This window comes from bacterium (genome assembly GCA_020440705.1).
In the GTDB taxonomy this organism is placed as follows: Bacteria; Krumholzibacteriota; Krumholzibacteriia; order LZORAL124-64-63; family LZORAL124-64-63; genus JAGRNP01.
Map to the genome: position 1 here is coordinate 20,824 of JAGRNP010000010.1, position 17,618 is coordinate 38,441.

Genomic DNA, 17,618 nt, shown 5'->3' on the forward strand with positions numbered 1-17,618 from the left:
TCCTCCGACGAGAGCGGATCGGCATGCTCAAGACCTCCCACCAGGGCCTGTACCGCAACCTGTTCAAGAGCGCGAAGGTGGCCATCTTCGTGGTCGAGGGCGAGCACGGCGTCGTCATCGACAGCAACGTGCGGGCCGCCGAGCTGATGGGGGTCCGGCGCGAGGACCTCATCGGGAAATTCGTGGTCGACCTCTTCCCCGCCGACCTGCGCCCTCCCGTGAAGGACACCCTGGAAGACCTCTGGGACGAAGACGGCGTCTGTGGCTACGGCTGCCGCCTGCTGACCCCCACGGGCGCCGAGGTTCCCGTGCGCCTGGCCACCAGCGTCGTGGTCCAGGACGACCTCGCCTATCTCGCCATCTTCGCCCGGCCGGACGACGCCCGCTCCGACGAGGACCAGGTGCGCCTGCAGGAAGAGCTGCGCAAGGCCATCGAGACCGCGAATCGCCACGCGGACGAGGCGCGACGGGCGGTCGAGGGCAAGGCCCGCTTCGTGACCCAGCTCACCCACGAACTGCGCACGCCCCTGAATGGCCTGATCGGCATGTCGGCGCTGCTGTCGGAGATGGACCTCGAGGGCGAGGCGCGGCGCACCGCCGACAACGTCGCGGCCAGCGCCCAGTCCCTGCTCGACCTGGTCAACGACGTGCTCGACTTCGCCCGCGTCGAGGCGGGCAAGGCGCCGCTGCGCCGCAGTCCCTTCCATCTCGAGGACCTGCTGCGCGGCGTGCTCGGGACCTTCGCCGCCCAGGCCGTCGATCAGGAGGTGCGCTGCGAGCTGCAGCTCGACCGCGAACTGGCGCCGTGGCTCCTCGGCGACGGCGGACGGCTGCGCCAGGTCATGGTGAACCTGCTCGGCAACGCCCTGCGGGGCACGTCCGGCGGGACGGTGACCATCGAGGCCGTGCCCGTGGACGATCGCGTCCGCATCTCGGTCACGGACACCGGCTGCGGCATTGCCGACGCCGATCTGGGCCGGATCTTCGAAGGCAGCGAGGGCGGGAAGTCGCCTTCGGGCGGCACGGGCCTCGGCCTGGCCATCAGCCGCGATCTCGTCGCGCGCATGGGGGGGCAACTCGAGGTGACCAGCCGGGAAGGCTGGGGTTCGACCTTCACCTTCTCCCTCGAGCTGCCGGCCACCGTGGAGCCCGCCGTTCCGCAGCCCGGCGTGGCGCAGCTGCGCGACCGCGCCGTCGAGGAGTTCGCGGCCAGCGCCTTCGCCGACAAGCCCCGCAACCTGCGCATCCTCCTCGCCGAGGACAACAAGGTGAACCAGACCGTCGCCCTGGGCATGATGCGCAAGCTCGGGCACGAGGGAACCGCCGTCGACGACGGCCGTCACGCCCTCATGGCCCTCGCCTCGGGCGACTACGACGTCGTGTTCATGGATCTGCAGATGCCCGAGCTGGGCGGCCTCGAGACGACGCGCCGCATCCGCGCCGGGGAGGCGGGCGAGCGCTACCGGGACATCCCCATCGTGGCCATGACCGGACACGCCACCCGCCGCGACCGGCAGGCCTGCATCGAGGCGGGCATGAACGGCTACGTGGCCAAGCCCATCAGCAGCGAGCGCATCGACGAGGCCATCGACCAGCTCTCGACCTTCGGCGGTGTCGAGGACAGCCGCGGTGCCCCGTTCACGCCCGTCAAGCTCATCAGCCAGATGAACGGCGACACCGATCTGGCCGCCGAGATCCTCGGCGTGTTCCGCGAGGACACCGCGGCACGCCTGACCCGCATCGCCGACGCCCTGTGCAACTACGCCTTCGAGGCCGTCGTCCACGAGGCGCGCGCCATCGAGGGCGGCGCCCTGAACGTGTGCGCGGAGATCATGGTGAACCTGTCGCGCGAGCTGCTGCGTGCCGCCGAGCAGAAGGAGAACGAGTCGGCCGAAGCCCTCGTCGCCGAGATGCGGGGTGAATTGACGGGCATGGTCATCGACTAGCCGGCACCGCCGAATCCCGGCGGATGCCGCCGGTGCCACTCCGTCGCCTGCTCGTACGCCCGGGCCACCGCCATGACGGTGGCCTCGTCGTACAGACGCCCCACGAAGCCGATCGAGTGGGGTGCGTTCTCCTCCCGGAAGCCGGCCGGCACCACCACCTGCGGGTGCCCCGTCAGGTTCGTCAGCAGCAGGTTGGGGCCCGCGAAGCTGGGCGTCACGTACACGTCGACCTCCCGGAACACCCGCGCCATCATCTCCATCAGCGCCACGCGGTGCCGGTTGGCCTGGATGTACTCGACCGCCGGAATGAACTGGGCCGCACGGAACACGTTCGGCCAGGCGTTGCGCACCTGGCGCGCGAGCTCGTCGTCCCGGCCGGACAGGGTGAGTTCCTGGAACGCGGCGGCGGCCTCGGCCGAGAGCACGAAGCCGAGGTCGTAGAGGTCGAAGCCGAGCTCGTCCACCGGCAGTTCGATGGGCACGAGATCGGCGCCGGCGCGCCGCAGCACGTCGAGGGCGGCGGAATCGAGGTCGGCCCCCGCGTACTCCTCGGCGAAGGCGCTCGCCACGTAGCCGATCCGCAGTCCGGCGAGCCCGCGCCGGGCGTCGAAAGCGAACGGCCGGTCGACGGTCGTGGGATCGAGCAGGTCGCGCCCGTGGATGGCGTCGAAGACCAGGGCGCAGTCCTCCACCGAGCGGGCGATGGGCCCGAGCTTGTCCATGGACCAGCTCAGGGCCATGGCGCCGTGGCGACTCACCCGGCCGAACGTGGGGCGCAGGCCGGTCACGCCGCAGCGCGTGCTCGGCGAGACGATCGAGCCCCACGTCTCCGACCCGATGGCGAAGGGCACCAGCCCCGCCGAGACCGCCGCCGCCGACCCTGCCGACGAGCCGCTGCTGCCCTGTGCGGGATTCCACGGATTGCGGGTCATGCCGCCGAACCACACGTCGCCCCAGGCCAGGGCGCCGAGGCTGAGCTTGGCCACGAGCACCGCGCCGCGCTCCTCGAGCAGGGCCACCACCGTGGCGTCCTCGTCGAACTCCTGGTGGCGGTACGGCTCGGCGCCCCACGTCGTCGGCGCGCCGGCGACCGCCAGCAGGTCCTTCGCCCCGAACGGGATGCCGTGCAGCGGGCCGAGGTCCTCGCCCCGGGCGAGCATCGCGTCGAGCTCGCGGGCCTGGGCGCGGGCGCGATCGGGCAGCGGCGTCACCACGCAGTGCAGCTCCGGGTCGTACCGCCCGAGCCGGGCCAGGGCCAGGTTCGTCAGTTCCAGGCACGTCACCTGTCCGGTATGGACCAGCGCCGAGAGCTCCGTGATCGAGGCGAACGCCAGCTCGTCCAGGTCGGCCGGCCGGACCACTTCGGGCGCGGGCGACCACCGCGGGGGGCCGTCAGCGAGCCCGGCGGTCGGTCCGGTCAGGAGTTCAGGATCGAAACGCAGCGCCGGCCGCATCGCGTTCGGGGGCAGCGCCTCCCGCAGACGGCGGTAGCTGTCGCGCTGCTCGACCAGATCGGAATTCATCGAATCGACCTCGGCCTCGGTCATGGCGAGGCCGAGCACTTCGGCGGCGCCCGCGACGTCGCGGCGGGCGAACCTTTCGTCGGGGTTCGTCTCGCCGCAGCCGGCGAAGGGGAGAACGGCGAGCACAACGAGGCAGGCGACGGCACGACGCATGGCGGACCTTTCGGCTGGAGTGGCGGCGTGATTGTCGACGAAGCGGAGGGGGCGGTCAACGGGGACGCGCGGCGTCCGGTCAGTCCCCGCCGATCCCCTTCAGCAGTGCCGCGTTGTCGGGGTACTTGTCGAGCAGCTTGAGCATGCCCTCCATGCCGCTCTTCGGGTCGACGGCCACCGCGCGCCGCCGCAGCAGCGTCAGGGCGTGGTAGGCGTCCTCGTCGAAGAGCAGGTCGTCGCGGCGGGTGCCGCTCTGGCGCACGTCGATGGCGGGGTAGATGCGGTTCTCGGCCAGCATGCGGCTCAGCACGATCTCGCAGTTGCCGGTGCCCTTGAACTCCTCGAAGATCATGTCGTCCATGCGGCTGCCCGTGTCCACGAGCGCGGTCGCGATCACCGTCAGCGAACCGCCGCCCTCGATGTTCCGCGCCATGCCGAAGAACTTGCGCGGGATCTCCAGCGCCCGCGAGTCGAGTCCGCCGCTCATGGTCCGGCCCGAACCCTTGCCGCTCTGGTTGAAGGCCCGCCCCATGCGCGTGATGCTGTCCACGAGCACGACCACGTCGTGGTGGCACTCCACTTCGCGCACCGCCTGGGAGATGGCCATCTGCGCCAGGCGCACGTGGTCGGCCACGCTCTGGTCGGCGCTGCTGGCGAGCACCTCGGCATCGGTGGCGCGCCGGAAGTGGGTGACCTCTTCGGGCCGCTCGTCGATCAGCAGCACCACGACGCGGGTCTCCGGCGAATCCTCGCGGATGGCGTGGGCCAGGTTCTCCAGGATGGTCGTCTTGCCGGCCTTGGGGGGCGAGACGATGAGGCCGCGCGTGCCCCGGGCGATGGGTGCGATCAGGTCGATGATGCGCATGGACGGGTTGCCGTCCCTGCCGAGGTCGAAGCGCCGCTCGGGGTTGAGCGCCGTCATGTCGGTCAGGGCCCGCCGCTGCGCGAACTCCTGGGGCGAAACGCCGCACACCGCGTCGACCCGTTCGAGCCGCAGGCCCTTGCGGCCCTTGCCGACGGGGCCCGTCACCAGCGCCCCGGTCGAGAGGTTGAACTTCTGGATCACCGCCTGCGGGACGAAGGGATCGTCGCGGTCGGGCGCGAACGAGCGGGCGGGGTCGCGCAGGAAGCCGCCGCCTTTCTGCATCACTTCGAGAACCCCGGTGACGGGGCTGGTCGTGTTTTCGGGCATCGGGAAACCGATCCTGCTGAGGGGCCGGGGTGGTGGTCGGCCAAACATACGGCAACAGCGTGCCCGCGGACAGGATTTTTCGAGGCCGGGACGCTCCCCATTCGGGCTCGACGGGAAAGCGCGCGGTCCCTAGTATCGGGCCGTTCCCCCGCACCAGGCGACCACGATCCGCAGCGGAGCCGCAGATGCACTACATCCTCTTCTACGACTACGTCGAGAACATCCTCGACCGCCGCGTCCCCCACCGCGACGGCCACCTCGGACTGGTCCGGGGCCACGTCGCCCGCGGCGAGATCGTCCTGGCCGGCGCCTTCGCCGAGCCGGCCGACGGCGCGGCCTTCGTCTTCGAGGTCGACGACCCCGGCGTGATCGAGGCGTTCGTGGGCCAGGACCCCTACGTGGCTGCCGGGCTGGTCACCGCCTGGCGCATCCGGCCCTGGACGGTCGTGGTCGGTTCGGCTCTCTGACCGGACGCGAGCCACCCACGGCACCGGAGTCGACGGCGCCGCGGGTGGTCGACCGGGAAGGGGGACTCCCGGGCTAGCGTTTCGGTTGCGAGGCCGCCAGGTCGGCCGCCTGCCTGACCAGCCGGCGCAGGTCCGCCAGCTTCTCCGTGTCGTAGCCGCCGGCGTTCCGCGCCTCGAGCAGCAGGCGGTCCACCTCGGGCACCAGCGCCGCGGCGTCGCGGCCCTTCGCCCAGTAGCTTCCCCGCAGGATCTCCGCGAACTCGGCCACGACCGTCTGGACCCGCAGGGCCAGGCTGCCGTCCGCGGCGTCGGCGGAGACGTCGCCCCGCCGGAGGGGGCGCTCGATCTCGGTCACCATGCCGGCATGGGCCGTGTCGTGCGCCGGCGCCTCCCAGCGGAGCCTGATGGTGCCGATCCGTTCGCGGGCGTCGCCACCGCGCCGTGCCGACAGATCCACGCCGTCCCATTCGGGGGCTTCGGCGTCTTCGAGTTTCACCTCGTACAGGGCCGTGACCTGATGGTCGGCTCCGACCTCGCCGGCGTCGACGGCGTCGTTGCGGAAGTCCTCGTCGGCCACGTCCCGGTTCTCGTACCCCAGCAGGCGCCAGCGCCGCACCCGGGCCGGATCGAACTCGACCTGCACCTTCACCTCGCGGGCGATGGTCTGCAGACGGCCGGTCAGGTTCTCGCGGAACACCCGGTCGGCTTCCTCCTGCGAGTCGACGTAGGAGTAGTTGCCGTCGCCCTGGTCGGCGAGCTTCTCCATGAGCACGTCGTTGTAGTTGCCCATGCCGAAGCCCACGGTCGACAGGGTGATCCCCTCGTCCGAGGCCCGCCGCACCGCGTCGAGAATGCCCCCGGCCTCGGTGCTGACGCCGTTGTTCGCCACGCCGTCCGAACACAGGATCAGGCGGCTGATGACGCCCGGCTGCTGCGCCTCGCGCGCCATCCGGTAGCCCAGCTCCAGGCCCTCGGCGGCGTTCGTGCTGCCGCCCGGGCCCAGGCCGTCGATGACGCCCAGGATCAGGTCGCGGTTTTCGGCGCCCGTCAGGGGCAGCAGCACCTGGCCGTTCGATCCGTAGACCACGATCCCGACCCGGTCGCCCTCGCGCAGCTGCGCCACCAGGCCGTGCAGGGCCCGTTTGACCGTCCCGAGCCGCTCCTCCCGCGCCATGGAGCCCGACACGTCGATCACGAAGACCAGATCGGCCGGCTTGCGCTCCTCGTCGGGGATGTGCTGCCCCACCAGGCCGATGCGCAGCAGCCGGTACCCCTTGCCGTAGGGCGACGCCGAGCCGTCGGCGTGGATGCGGAACGGCGCCTCGTCCTGGACGGGCCAGCCCGCGTCGAAGGCGTTCACGAACTCCTCGACCCGGATCGCCTCCGGCGGCGGCAACTGGCCCCGGTCCAGGTAGTTGCGGGCCATGGTCCACGACGCGTCGTCCACGTCGGTGGCGAAGGTCGACAGGGCGTCGTCCTCGGTGGCCACGAAGGGGTTCACGCCGGCGCTCTCGAAGTACATGAGCTCGGCCTGCGCGCCGTTGGGCGGCTGCGTGCCGCCGGTGACCGAACCCGCGGGGGCGCCCGGACGCTGCAGCCGGTACTCGCCTGGGGCCGGGGCCGCGCCCGCACTGCCCCGGGGCATCGGCTCGGCCGCACCGTCGATCGACATGCTCACCTCGCCCGAGCGCCCGCCGCGCACGAAGGCCCGTCCGGGCGTGGTCGCCACTCCCGCCTTCTTCGACAGGGCGGCTTCCACCGAATCGATGGCGTACTTCTCGAAGGTCTCGCTGCTGACCTTGTGTTCGGTCACCGCGTTCCTCACCTCGACCATGTATTCGGCGCCCTCGACATCGAAGGGCTGCAGCGTCTCGACGATGCGTGACACGAGCGCCACGTCGTCGGGCAGCCGGCCGTCGGCCGGGACATCGGTCGCCACGTCGACGGGGTCGTAGCCGAGCATCTGCACCATCAGGTCCACATGGGCTTCGCGCGGCAGGTCGGGAAAGAAGAAGTCCCCGTTCGCGTCGGTGCTCGTCGAGAGGGCGGTGCCGCGCACGAGCACCGTGGCCCAGGCGAGGGCCTCGCCGGTCTCGCTGTCCACGACGCGTCCGCGCAGGCCGGCGGGGCTCGGCGGCGGTGCGGCGGTTCCGGCACCCTGGTCACCCGTGCGGGCCACCGTTTGCGCCGGGCCGGCCTCCGCGCGCGGCGGCGGCGCCACCACCGGCGCCACTTCGACGACGACCGGCGCCTGCACCGGCGCCCGTCGCACCGCATCGATCCGCTCCGGTCCGGCCCGCCACACGGCGAGCAGCACCAGCCCCGCCACGGCCGCGGTCGTGGCCAGCGCCGGCAGGAACGAGCCGCGCGGCGTGCCGTCGACGGCGCCGGGACCGAGGGTGGCCCGGCGGACGTCGAACCACAGGGCTTCGCGTTCGTGATCACTCAGACGGTGCCGATCGTGCTTGAATCCGGATCTCATGTCAGTCCTCCCGTGTTGCCGCCGACGACGAGGCCGTCTCCCGCGGAGAGCCATGACTGCAGGCGCTGACACGCCCGGAAGTGATGGACCCTGGCCGTGGCTTCGCTGCAGCCGATGGCCTCGGCCACCGCAGCGAAGGGCTGGTCTTCGAGTTCGCGGAGGAGGAGCGCGGCCCGTTGCCTCGACGACAGGCGATCCAACGCCGCCTGGAATCCATCGCCGAGGCCGGGGAACGCCTCCTCCGCTCCTTGCGAGGTGTCGGGAACCGTCTCGCGGGCCAGGACGGCCAGCTTGCGCACCCGCAACCGGACCTGCCGCCGCCAGTCGAGGCACTTGCGCAGCGCCACGACCCGCAACCAGCCGAGCAGCGAGCCCTCGCCCCGCCAGGTGTCGAGCCGGGTGAACGCCGTCACGTAGGTCTCCTGCAGGAGATCCCGCGCGGCCTCCCGGTCGCCGGTCTGGTAGCACAGGAAGTTGAACAGGCGGGCATGGGTCGCGTCGTAGATGGCGCGCCACGCCGCCTCGTCGCCGCCGGTGGCGGCCTTCACCAGGGTCCGCTCGTCGCTGCGGTCGGGCTTCGGTATCCGGTCTCTGGGCATCGCGGTCCTCCTCGCTTCATGGACAGAGGACGGACGGGTCGGGGCATCCGTTTACAATCGTGCTGACCGAGCGAGGTTCCGCGGCGGCGCGGGCCGGGGCGATTTCCGGCGGCGGCGGGATCCATGAAGTACGGGCGGTCGGGGTCGACGGGCAAGCCCGGGCCCGGAATCGGGCCGTTTCCCCGGCCGCGGGCATTCCCGTCCGGACGGTCTGCGCTTGCATTGTCGTGCTCCGGGGTGGAATCTCGCGGCGGAGAAGTTCACGCCCGGCTTCCACCGGCCGGGGGAAATGGAATGAACAGGGGGAAGGAGATTCCGATGTCCCGACACATGGCGACGTTCGTCGTCCTCATCATCCTCGGCCTGGCCCTGACCGGCTGCGTCGAGAAGAAGACCGATGCGGCCGGACAGGCTACGGCCGATGGCTGGGCCAAACCCGGCGTTCCGGCCGACTTCCAGGGCAAGATCGACCTGGACATCCGCAATTCCGAGGCCGACTGGGCCCCGTTCGCCCTGGAGCGGGCGCCCGAAGGCGCGCCCAACGTGCTGATCGTGCTGTACGACGACACCGGCCAGGCCGCCTGGTCGCCCTACGGCGGGCGCATCAACATGCCCACCCTCGACCGCCTCGCCGAGACGGGCCTCACCTACACCCAGTGGCACACGACGGCCCTGTGCTCGCCGACCCGGTCGACGATCCTCACCGGCCGCAACCACCACCTGAACGGCATGGCCGCCATCACCGAGGCCGCCGACGGCTTCCCCGGCGCCAACGGCCGCCTGCCGGCTCAGTGCGCCACCATCGGCCAGGTGCTGCAGGACGCCGGTTGGAGCACCTTCTGGCTCGGCAAGAACCACAACGTGCCCGAGCAGGACGTCTCGCCCGGCGGCAGCCGCAGCGAGTGGCCGCTGCAGAAGGGCTTCGACCGCTTCTACGGCTTCCTCGGCGGCGAGACCAACCAGTGGTTCCCCGACCTGGTCGAGGACAACCGCTTCGTCGAGCAGCCCTACATCGACGGCTACCACCTGTCGAGCGACCTCGCCGACCACGCCATCGAGATGCTGCGCAACCAGAAGGCCAGCAACCCGTCCAAGCCGTGGTTCATGTGGTTCTGTCCCGGCGCCAACCACGCGCCGCACCACAGCCCGCAGGAGTACATCGAAAAGTACAAGGGCGCCTTCGACGACGGCTACGAGGCCTACCGCAGCTGGGTGCTCGAGCGCATGATCGCCCGCGGCGCCCTGCCGGAGGGCACGCAGCTGACGCCGCTGAACCCGCTGCCGGAGGACGTGGCGAACCCCGCCGACGCCGTGCGTCCCTGGGATTCCCTCAACGCCGACGAGAAGAAGCTCTTCGCGCGCATGGCCGAGGTCTACGCCGGCTTCTCCGAGTACACCGACGCCCAGGTGGGTCGCATCATCGACTACCTCGAGGAGACCGGCCAGCGCGACAACACGATCATCTTCTACGCCGCCGACAACGGCGCCTCGGGCGAGGGCACGCCCAACGGCTCGGTCAACGAGAACAAGTTCTTCAACGGCTACCCCGACGAGCTGTCCGAGAACATGAAGTACCTCGAGACCCTCGGCGGCCCCGACACCTACAACCACTTCCCCACCGGCTGGGCCGTGGCCTTCTCGACCCCGTTCCAGATGTTCAAGCGCTACTCGCAGTTCGCGGGCGGCACCTGCGATCCCATGGTCATCTCGTGGCCGAAGGGCATCAAGGCGAAGGGCGAGTTCCGCCACCAGTACCACCACTCGGTCGACCTCGTGCCGACCATCCTCGAGGTGTGCGGTGTCGAGATGCCCAAGGTGTACCGGGGCGTGCGCCAGTGGCCCCTCTCGGGCGTCTCCATGGCCTACTCCTTCGACGCCGACCCGAACGGCCCGACGCAGAAGAAGCGCCAGTACTACGCCATGCTCGGCACGCGCGGCATCTGGGAGGACGGCTGGAAGGCCGTCGCCCTGCACGCGCCCCTGACGGGCAAGGGCGAGTTCGACCAGGACAAGTGGCAGCTCTACCACGTCGACGCGGACCGCTCCGAGTCGCAGGACGTCTCGGCCGAGCATCCGGAGAAGCTGCAGCACCTGATCAACGTCTGGTTCGACGAGGCCGAGGCCAATCTCGTGCTCCCGCTCGACGACCGCGGTGCCGCCGAGGTGCTGGGCACCGAGCGCCCGAGCGAGGAGGCGCCCCGCGAGCGCTACATCTACTACCCCGGCACGGCGGCCGTCCCCGAGGGCGTGGCGGTCAACGTCCGCGGCCGCTCGTACAAGATCCTGGCCAACGTCGAGATCGACGAGGCGGACTGCTCCGGCGTGATCTTCGCCCACGGCTCCCGCTTCGGCGGCCACTCGCTCTTCATCAAGGACCGGAAGGTGCACTACGTGTACAACTTCCTCGGCATCAAGCCCGAACAGGTCTTCGTCTCGGAGCCGCTGAAGCCGGGCAAGTACACCTTCGGCGTCGAGTTCACCCGCGAGAGCACCGGCGAACACGGCGAGTCCCTCGGCCGGACGAAGCTCTACGTCGACGACAAGGTCGTCGCCGAGGGCCCCATGAAGACCCAGCCGGCCAAGTTCACCCTCTCGGGCGACGGCCTGTGCGTGGGCTGGGACAGCGCCGACGCGGTGAGCGAGCTCTACAAGTCGCCCGGCGAGTTCGAGGGCGGCACCATCTTCGGCGTCGCCGTGACCGTCGAGAAGGACCAGTACATCGACCTGCAGGCCGAGGCGCGGCGGGCGCTGCTGAAGCAGTAGTACCCGGCGAATGCACCGTACATGACGAAAGGCGCCCGGGCCGATGGCCCGGGCGCCTTCTCTTCGCAACGACCGCGGCGGCCGGTCAGCCGTTCCTGCGCGCGAACTCCCCCATGAAGTCGGCCAGGGTCCGCGCCCCCGCCAGCGGCATGGCGTTGTACACCGAGGCGCGGCAGCCGCCCACCGAGCGGTGGCCCTTCAGGCCGCTCATGCCGGCGGCCGCGGCCTCCGCGATGAACGCCTTCTCGAGGTCCTCGCTCGGCAGCCGGAACACGATGTTCATGTTCGAGCGGCAGGCCGGGTCCACGGGGCAGCGGTAGAACCCGCCGCCGGCCTCGATGGCCCCGTACACCAGGGCGGCCCGCTCGTCGGCCCGCGCCTTGGCGGCGGCCAGGCCGCCCTCCTTCTCGAGCCACGCCAGCGTCTTCATGATCATGTAGATCGGGAACACCGGCGGCGTGTTGTACAGCGAGTCCTTGGGCGCGTGGGTCGCGTAGCTCAGGTAGGCCGTCAGGTCGGCCGGCGAGCGCTCGACCAGGTCGTCGCGGATGATGACGACGGTCGCCCCGGCCGGTCCGGCGTTCTTCTGCGCCCCCGCGTACACGAGCCCGAACCGCGACAGGTCCACCGGCCGGCTCACGAAGTCCGAGCTCATGTCGCAGACCAGCGGCACGTCGCCCGTGTCCGGGAAATCCGGCCACTGCACGCCGCCGATGGTCTCGTTGCTCGTCAGGTGCACGTAGGCCGCGTCGGGGTTCACCGCGAGGGAGTCGGCGGCCGGCAGGGACATGTAGTCCTGCTCCTTGCCGTCGAAGAGCACGTTCACGGTGCCGATCTTCGCCGCGTCGGCGTAGGCCTTCTTCGCCCACGCCCCCGAAAGCGTGAAGTCGCACTGCCCGCCGCGGCCCATCAGGTTCATGGGCACCATCGAGAACTGCAGCGTCGCGCCGCCGCCCAGGAAGAGCACCTTGTAGTTGTCGGGCAAGCCGTACAGGCGCTTCACCAGGGCCATGGCCTCCACGTGCACGGCGTCGTACTCGGCGGAGCGGTGGCTCATCTCGATCAGGGACATGCCCTTGCCGGCGTAGTCGACGAACTCGGCCGCGGCCTCCTCGAGGGCGGTCAGGGGCAGGGTGCAGGGCCCGGCGCTGAAGTTGAAGATGCGGTTCATGCGTCACCTCCGAGGAAGTCCTCGATCCTCTCGCACACCTCGTCGCCGATCCGCAGCAGGTTCTCGTTGCTCGAGGCCCCGAGGTGCGGCGACATGAACACGTTGGGGGCCTTGAGCAGGGGGTAGTCCGAGTCCGGCGGATCCTTCGGCCACACGTCGGTGGCGTAGGCGGCCACCTTCCCCGACTCCAGCGCCGCGATCATGGCCGCCGAATCGACGGTGCGGCCCCGGCCCGTGTTGATCACGATGGCGCCGTCCTTCATCTTCGCGATCACGTCGGCGTCGATCATGTGGAAGGTGTCGTCGGTCAGGGGCACGTGCAGCGAGATGTAGTCCGCCTCGGCCACCATCTCGGCGAGCGACTTCTTCAGCACCGCCAGGCGCGAACTCTCGACGAACTTGTCGTAGGCGATGACGTGCATGCCGAAGGCCTTGGCCCGCACCGCCACGGCCTGGGCGATGTTGCCGATCCCCACCAGGCCCAGCGTCTTGCCGTGCAGCTCGCTGCGCTTGAGCTCCTTCTTCAGCCACTGACCCATGCGCATGCTCTCGTTGGCCTTCACGATGTGGTTCGGCACCGAGAGCATCATGGCGAAAGCCAGCTCGGCCACGGCGATGCTGGGCGCCTTGGGCGTGTTGTGCACCACGATGCCCTTCTCGGCGCAGTAGGCCTTGTCGATGTTGTCGGTGCCGACGCCGCCGCGCACGATCATCTTCAGGTTCGGGGCCTGGTCGATGTACTCGCGGTCGCAGCGCGTCTTGCTGCGGATGAGCACGACGTCGGCCTCGGCCAGGCGTTCCTTGTCCGTCGTCACCTGGCCGTACTTCGCCAGCTTGTCCTCGAGCGAGGGATCGAACGCATCCGAGATGAGAATCAGCATGGCTTGCGCCTCCCGTTCGTGGGGTCGGTTCCCGTGTCCGTGATCAGTCGCGCAGGCTGCGCACCAGCAGTCCCGAGCGCAGCTTCGGTTCGAACCAGGTCGACTTCGGCGGCATCACCTCGCCGGCGTCGGCGACGGCCATGATCTGGTCGACGCTGGCCGGCGCGAAGGCGAACGCCACCCGCATGTCCTCGCGGCAGCGGCGCTCCAGTTCGACCGTGCCGCGGCTGCCGCCGACGAAATCGATGCGCGGGTCCTGGCGCGGGTCGCCGATGCCCAGCACCGGCCCGAGCAGCAGGTCCTGGAGGATGGCCGCATCGAGCCCCTTCACGGGGTCGTCGGCCGGGAAGGTGCCGTCGCGCGCGGTGAGCCGGTACCACCGGCCCCCCAGGTGCATGCCCCATTGCCGGTGCCCCTCCGGCGCGGGGTCGTCGGTCGGGGCGAGGTCGAAGATGTCGCCGACCCGGGCGAGGAACGCGTCCTCCGACAGCCCGTTCAGGTCGGCCACGACCCGGTGATAGCCCATCAGCTTGAGCTCGTCCGCCTGGAAGACCACGGCCAGGAAGTGGTCCCAGGGCTGCTCGCCCCGGGCCCCGGGGTTCTGCGCCCGCATGATGTCGCGCACGCGGTGGGCCGAGGCCGTGCGGTGGTGGCCGTCGGCCACGTAGATGGCGTCGATGCCGGCGAAGGCGGCCCGGATCGCCCGGATGTCCGCGTCGTCGTCGACCACCCACACCGCATGGCCGATGCCGTCGGCGGCGGTGAACTCGGTGTCCGGCTCGGCGGCGGCCGTCAGGCGCTGCACGATGTCGCGGACCGTTCCGTTCGTGCGGTGGGTGAAGAGGACCGGCCCGGCGTTGACGCCGATGACCTCCATGTGGCGGGCCCGGTCGTCTTCCTTGTCGCGCCGGGTGAACTCGTGCCGCTTGATGGCGCCGCTCACGTACTCCTCGACGGCGCAGCCCACGGCCAGGCCGAACTGGACGTGGTCGCCCATGGTCAGGCGGTAGATGTAGAAGGCCGGCTTCGCGTCCCGGACGAGCACGCCCCGGGACACGAGATCGGCCAGATTCCCGGCCGAACGCGCATAGACCCGCTCGGGGTCGGCCGCGTCCGCCGGCGCGAGGTCGATCTCCGCCTTGACCACGTGCAGGAAGCATTCGGGGTTTCCGGCGGCCATGGTGCGCGCCTCGTCCGAATTCAGGACGTCGTAGGGCGGGCTGGCGACCCGCACCGCCACGTCGGGACGGGGCCGGAAGGCGGCGAAGGGGCGGATGTCGGCCATGGGTTCCTCCTGCGGCGGACGGGTCGATCCGGGTGATCGGGGCAAATGAAGTATGCGGGACCCGAGAACCCAAGAATGTTGTTAATAATTTAATTTGCCCTGGCCGGCCCAGGTCATGTCACAGCATTCGATATGCGTCGTTTTGTCATGACGCCTGCTGGTCGGAAGCCCGCCGCAAGCGGTGCCGTTGTGCCTGTATACGATATTCAGCCAGCCTTCCTCGTTTGTTGACAATGAGTTGAAAATTTTCGTCTGGTCGGTCAGTCTGCTGGCATTCGCGGTGCAAAGACCTCCCTGAACAACAGAAACGGAGGCCATCGCCATGAAAAACTGGACCACGAACGCCATGGACATCCTGCAGAAGGCGCAGGCCAAGGCTTACGAATACCCCCATTCCCAGCTGGAGCCCCTGCACCTGCTGTGGGCCCTGCTGAGCGAGACCGGACTGGCCACGAACGTGCTGCGTTCGATGGAGCTGGACCCCGGTCTGATCGCCCGCACCGCTGCCGGAGAGCTGGACAGCCTGCCGACCGCCAGCGTCAAGGACGTCCCGGCGCCCAGCCGCGAGCTGCAGAAGGTCTTCCTCGAAGCGGAGAACCTGGCCGACGGCATGATCGGCACCCGCGAGATCCTGCTCGCCCTGGCCACCGATTCGGGTCGGGCGGGCAGCGTGCTGAAGACCTTCGACGCCACCCGTCCGAAGATCGAACGCGCCCTCGAGCACATGGGCGCGGCCCAGGCCGGCTACGACGGCGAGAGCGAGGACGGCCTGGCCGACGGCGAGCAGTCGGCCCTGGCGAAGTACGCCCGCGACCTGTGCGCCGCCGCCCGCGCGGGCAGGATCGATCCCATCATCGGCCGCGACGAGGAGATCCGCCGGGTCGTGCAGATCCTCAGCCGCCGCACCAAGAACAACCCGGTGCTGATCGGCCTGCCCGGCGTCGGCAAGACCGCCGTCGTCGAGGGGCTCGCGCGCCGCCTGGTCGAGGGTGACGTGCCCGAGGGCCTGAAGGGCAAGCGCGTGCTCGCCCTGGACATGGGCGCGCTCATCGCCGGCACCAAGTACCGCGGCGAGTTCGAGGACCGTCTGAAGAACGTCATCCGGGAAGTCACCGCTGCCGAGGGCGAGGTGCTGCTCTTCATCGACGAGATGCATACCCTCGTCGGGGCCGGCGCGACCGGTGGGGCCATGGACGCGAGCAACATCCTCAAGCCGGCCCTCGCCCGCGGCGAGCTGCACTGCGTCGGCGCCACGACCATCGACGAGTTCCGCCAGCACATCGAGAAGGATCCGGCGCTGGAGCGCCGCTTCCAGCCGGTGCTCGTGGAGGAACCGTCCTGGGAGCAGGCCGTGGCCATCCTGCGCGGCCTGAAGGAGAAGTACGAGGTGCACCACGGCATCCGCATCACCGACGGCGCCCTCGTCGCCGCGGTGAAGCTGAGCCAGCGCTACATCGCCGACCGCATGCTGCCCGACAAGGCCATCGACCTGATGGACGAAGCCGCCAGCCGCCTGCGCATGGAGATCGATTCGGTCCCGGCCGAGGTCGACGTGCTGCAGCGCCAGCTCAACCAGCTGGAGATGGAGGCGCTCGCTCTCGCGAAGGAGAAGGACAAGTCGGCGGTGGCGCGGCGCGAAACCATCCGGGCGCGCCGCGACGAGCTGCGCGACGAGCTGGACCGGGTGAAGGCCCGCTGGGAGCAGGAGAAGGAGGCCATCGACCGCATCCGCACCCTGCAGGCGAAGCAGGAGAACGTGGCGCTGGAGATGGAGGCGGCGCAGCGTGCCGGCGACCTGGCTCGCGCCTCCGAGCTGAAGTACTCCGGCCAGTCCCTCGTCGAGGCCGAGATCCGGGACGCCTACGCGGAACTGGCCCGCGTGCAGGGGGAGAACCCGCTGCTGCGCGAGGAGGTCGACGAGAACGACATCGCCCTGCTGGTGGCGAAGTGGACCGGAATCCCCGCCCAACGGTTGGTCGAGGACGAGATGGCCAAACTGCGCGAGCTGGAGACGCGACTCTCGGCCCGCGTGGTCGGCCAGAACGAAGCCGTCGCGAAGGTGGCGCGCACCATCCGCCGGTCCCGCGCGGGACTGACGGATCGGAACCGGCCCCTCGGTTCGTTCCTCTTCCTCGGTCCGACCGGGGTGGGCAAGACGGAGCTGGCCAAGACGCTCACCGCCGAGCTCTTCGGCGACGAGACGGCCCTGATCCGGCTGGACATGTCCGAGTACATGGAGCGCCATGCCGTCAGCCGCATGATCGGATCGCCCCCGGGCTACGTCGGTCACGAGGCGGGCGGCCAGCTCACCGAGGCCGTGCGGCGCCACCCCTACAGCGTCGTGCTGCTGGACGAGGTGGAGAAGGCCCACCCCGAGGTGATGAACGTGCTGCTGCAGCTGCTCGACGACGGGCGCCTGACCGACGGCAGGGGCCGCGTGGTCGACTTCACCAACACCCTGGTGATCATGACCAGCAACCTCTGCCAGGAGGAGATGTACGCTCCCCGGGCCGAGGACAGGCCCGGCGCCGCGGAGACGCGTCTGCTGAACGGCCTGCAGGGTCATTTCCGGCCCGAGTTCGTCAACCGGCTCGACGCGATCATCCGCTTCAATGCCCTGGGCGATGCGCTCATCGCCGACATCGTCCGGCTCGAACTGGCCAAGGTGAACGCCAGCCTGGCCGAGCAGGACCTGGCCCTCGAGGCGACCGACGCCGCCGTGGCCCGGCTCGCCCGCTGGGGCTACGATCCCGCCTTCGGGGCGCGGCCGGTCAAGCGGGTCATCCAGCGCGAAGTGCAGGACCGCCTGGCGGACCTGATCCTCGCGGGGGAGGCCCGTCCGGAGATGACGCTGGTCCTCGATGCGGCGGCCGACGGGCTGGTCCTGTCCCCCGCTCGCGTCGCGGCGACGGGTTGAGTCTCCGCCAGGCGACACACGACGGCCCCGGATCTGATCCGGGGCCGTTTTTCGTGAGGATCTGTCAGGTCGATCCGGTCGCCGCGGGTGGGGACCGGGCTTTCCGGATCCGGGATCGTGTGTGACAAGAGTCACGGAAAAGCCCGCCATTGCTGCTAATTCTTTATCTGCGAATTTTGTTGACTGCTTTTGGGGTCACCGTGTCCTCAAATGGAGGACTGCCGCCGGCTGCCATCCTG

At 70.0% G+C, this 17,618-nt stretch carries 12 protein-coding genes; 4 read left to right on the forward strand and 8 right to left on the reverse strand.

Annotation, left to right across the window (positions count from 1 at the left end; translation table 11 throughout):
* Nucleotides 1-23: 23 nt before the first annotated feature.
* Entirely contained in the window at nucleotides 24-1,946 is a 1,923-nt protein-coding gene (locus KDM41_03060) for a response regulator (protein MCB1182386.1), read from the forward strand.
* Here KDM41_03060 and KDM41_03065 read toward each other — a convergent pair.
* Both KDM41_03065 and rho read right to left on the reverse strand, forming a co-directional pair.
* Nucleotides 1,943-3,622: an amidase gene (locus tag KDM41_03065; protein MCB1182387.1), complete on the reverse strand. Its 1,680-nt coding sequence runs from the start codon at nucleotides 3,620-3,622 to the stop codon at nucleotides 1,943-1,945. The two genes, KDM41_03060 and KDM41_03065, sit on opposite strands and share 4 nt — an antisense overlap.
* A 79-nt stretch (nucleotides 3,623-3,701) precedes the next feature.
* The gene (rho, locus tag KDM41_03070) at nucleotides 3,702-4,814 is read right to left on the reverse strand and encodes a transcription termination factor Rho (GenBank protein ID MCB1182388.1); all 1,113 of its coding nucleotides are present in this window, start codon (nucleotides 4,812-4,814) and stop codon (nucleotides 3,702-3,704) included.
* Between the two features lie 185 nt (nucleotides 4,815-4,999).
* On the opposite strand from rho, the gene KDM41_03075 reads away from it, so the two are divergent.
* A complete protein-coding gene (locus KDM41_03075) occupies nucleotides 5,000-5,281 on the forward strand; it encodes a hypothetical protein (GenBank protein MCB1182389.1) in 282 nt (93 codons plus the stop codon).
* A 73-nt stretch (nucleotides 5,282-5,354) separates the two neighbouring features.
* Here the strand turns inward: KDM41_03075 and KDM41_03080 are convergent, their stop codons facing one another.
* Entirely contained in the window at nucleotides 5,355-7,763 is a 2,409-nt protein-coding gene (locus tag KDM41_03080) for a von Willebrand factor type A domain-containing protein (protein ID MCB1182390.1), read from the reverse strand.
* Nucleotides 7,760-8,362 carry an RNA polymerase sigma factor gene (locus tag KDM41_03085; GenBank protein MCB1182391.1) on the reverse strand — a complete coding sequence of 201 codons (603 nt, stop codon included), beginning with the start codon at nucleotides 8,360-8,362 and terminating at the stop codon, nucleotides 7,760-7,762. The genes KDM41_03080 and KDM41_03085 overlap by 4 nt, the downstream gene beginning before the upstream one ends.
* 294 nt (nucleotides 8,363-8,656) lie before the next feature.
* Between KDM41_03085 and KDM41_03090 the strand changes: the two genes are divergently transcribed.
* Nucleotides 8,657-11,125, forward strand: a complete 2,469-nt coding sequence (locus KDM41_03090; GenBank protein MCB1182392.1) for an arylsulfatase — start codon at nucleotides 8,657-8,659, stop codon at nucleotides 11,123-11,125.
* Between the two features lie 85 nt (nucleotides 11,126-11,210).
* Here KDM41_03090 and serC read toward each other — a convergent pair whose 3' ends face one another.
* From serC to KDM41_03110, 4 genes are all read right to left on the reverse strand, one after another.
* Nucleotides 11,211-12,296, reverse strand: coding sequence for a 3-phosphoserine/phosphohydroxythreonine transaminase (gene serC, locus KDM41_03095; GenBank protein MCB1182393.1), 1,086 nt, complete (start codon nucleotides 12,294-12,296; stop codon nucleotides 11,211-11,213).
* The gene (locus tag KDM41_03100; GenBank protein ID MCB1182394.1) at nucleotides 12,293-13,177 is read right to left on the reverse strand and encodes a hydroxyacid dehydrogenase; all 885 of its coding nucleotides are present in this window, start codon (nucleotides 13,175-13,177) and stop codon (nucleotides 12,293-12,295) included. Before KDM41_03100 ends, serC begins: the two co-directional genes overlap by 4 nt.
* Nucleotides 13,178-13,220: 43 nt before the next feature.
* On the reverse strand, nucleotides 13,221-14,462 hold the full coding sequence (locus KDM41_03105) for a DUF1015 domain-containing protein (GenBank protein MCB1182395.1): 1,242 nt from the start codon (nucleotides 14,460-14,462) through the stop codon (nucleotides 13,221-13,223).
* Nucleotides 14,463-14,543: 81 nt separating this feature from the next.
* A complete protein-coding gene (locus KDM41_03110; GenBank protein MCB1182396.1) occupies nucleotides 14,544-14,810 on the reverse strand; it encodes a hypothetical protein in 267 nt (88 codons plus the stop codon).
* Here KDM41_03110 and KDM41_03115 point away from each other — a divergent pair.
* The gene (locus KDM41_03115) at nucleotides 14,785-17,379 is read left to right on the forward strand and encodes an AAA family ATPase (GenBank protein ID MCB1182397.1); all 2,595 of its coding nucleotides are present in this window, start codon (nucleotides 14,785-14,787) and stop codon (nucleotides 17,377-17,379) included. The two genes, KDM41_03110 and KDM41_03115, sit on opposite strands and share 26 nt — an antisense overlap.
* Nucleotides 17,380-17,618: the final 239 nt, after the last annotated feature.

Bases quoted from the DNA above. Each gene is read 5' to 3' on its own strand.
- KDM41_03075 (MCB1182389.1), top strand. From the start codon at position 5,000: ATGCACTACATCCTCTTCTACGACTACGTCGAGAACATCCTCGACCGC.
- KDM41_03115 (MCB1182397.1), top strand. From the start codon at position 14,785: ATGAAAAACTGGACCACGAACGCCATGGACATCCTGCAGAAGGCGCAG.
- KDM41_03065 (MCB1182387.1), bottom strand. From the start codon at position 3,622: ATGCGTCGTGCCGTCGCCTGCCTCGTTGTGCTCGCCGTTCTCCCCTTC.
- serC (MCB1182393.1), bottom strand. From the start codon at position 12,296: ATGAACCGCATCTTCAACTTCAGCGCCGGGCCCTGCACCCTGCCCCTG.
- KDM41_03090 (MCB1182392.1), top strand. From the start codon at position 8,657: ATGAACAGGGGGAAGGAGATTCCGATGTCCCGACACATGGCGACGTTC.
- KDM41_03100 (MCB1182394.1), bottom strand. From the start codon at position 13,177: ATGCTGATTCTCATCTCGGATGCGTTCGATCCCTCGCTCGAGGACAAG.
- KDM41_03060 (MCB1182386.1), top strand. From the start codon at position 24: ATGCTCAAGACCTCCCACCAGGGCCTGTACCGCAACCTGTTCAAGAGC.
- KDM41_03085 (MCB1182391.1), bottom strand. From the start codon at position 8,362: ATGCCCAGAGACCGGATACCGAAGCCCGACCGCAGCGACGAGCGGACC.
- KDM41_03080 (MCB1182390.1), bottom strand. From the start codon at position 7,763: ATGAGATCCGGATTCAAGCACGATCGGCACCGTCTGAGTGATCACGAA.
- KDM41_03110 (MCB1182396.1), bottom strand. From the start codon at position 14,810: ATGGCGTTCGTGGTCCAGTTTTTCATGGCGATGGCCTCCGTTTCTGTT.
- KDM41_03105 (MCB1182395.1), bottom strand. From the start codon at position 14,462: ATGGCCGACATCCGCCCCTTCGCCGCCTTCCGGCCCCGTCCCGACGTG.
- rho (MCB1182388.1), bottom strand. From the start codon at position 4,814: ATGCCCGAAAACACGACCAGCCCCGTCACCGGGGTTCTCGAAGTGATG.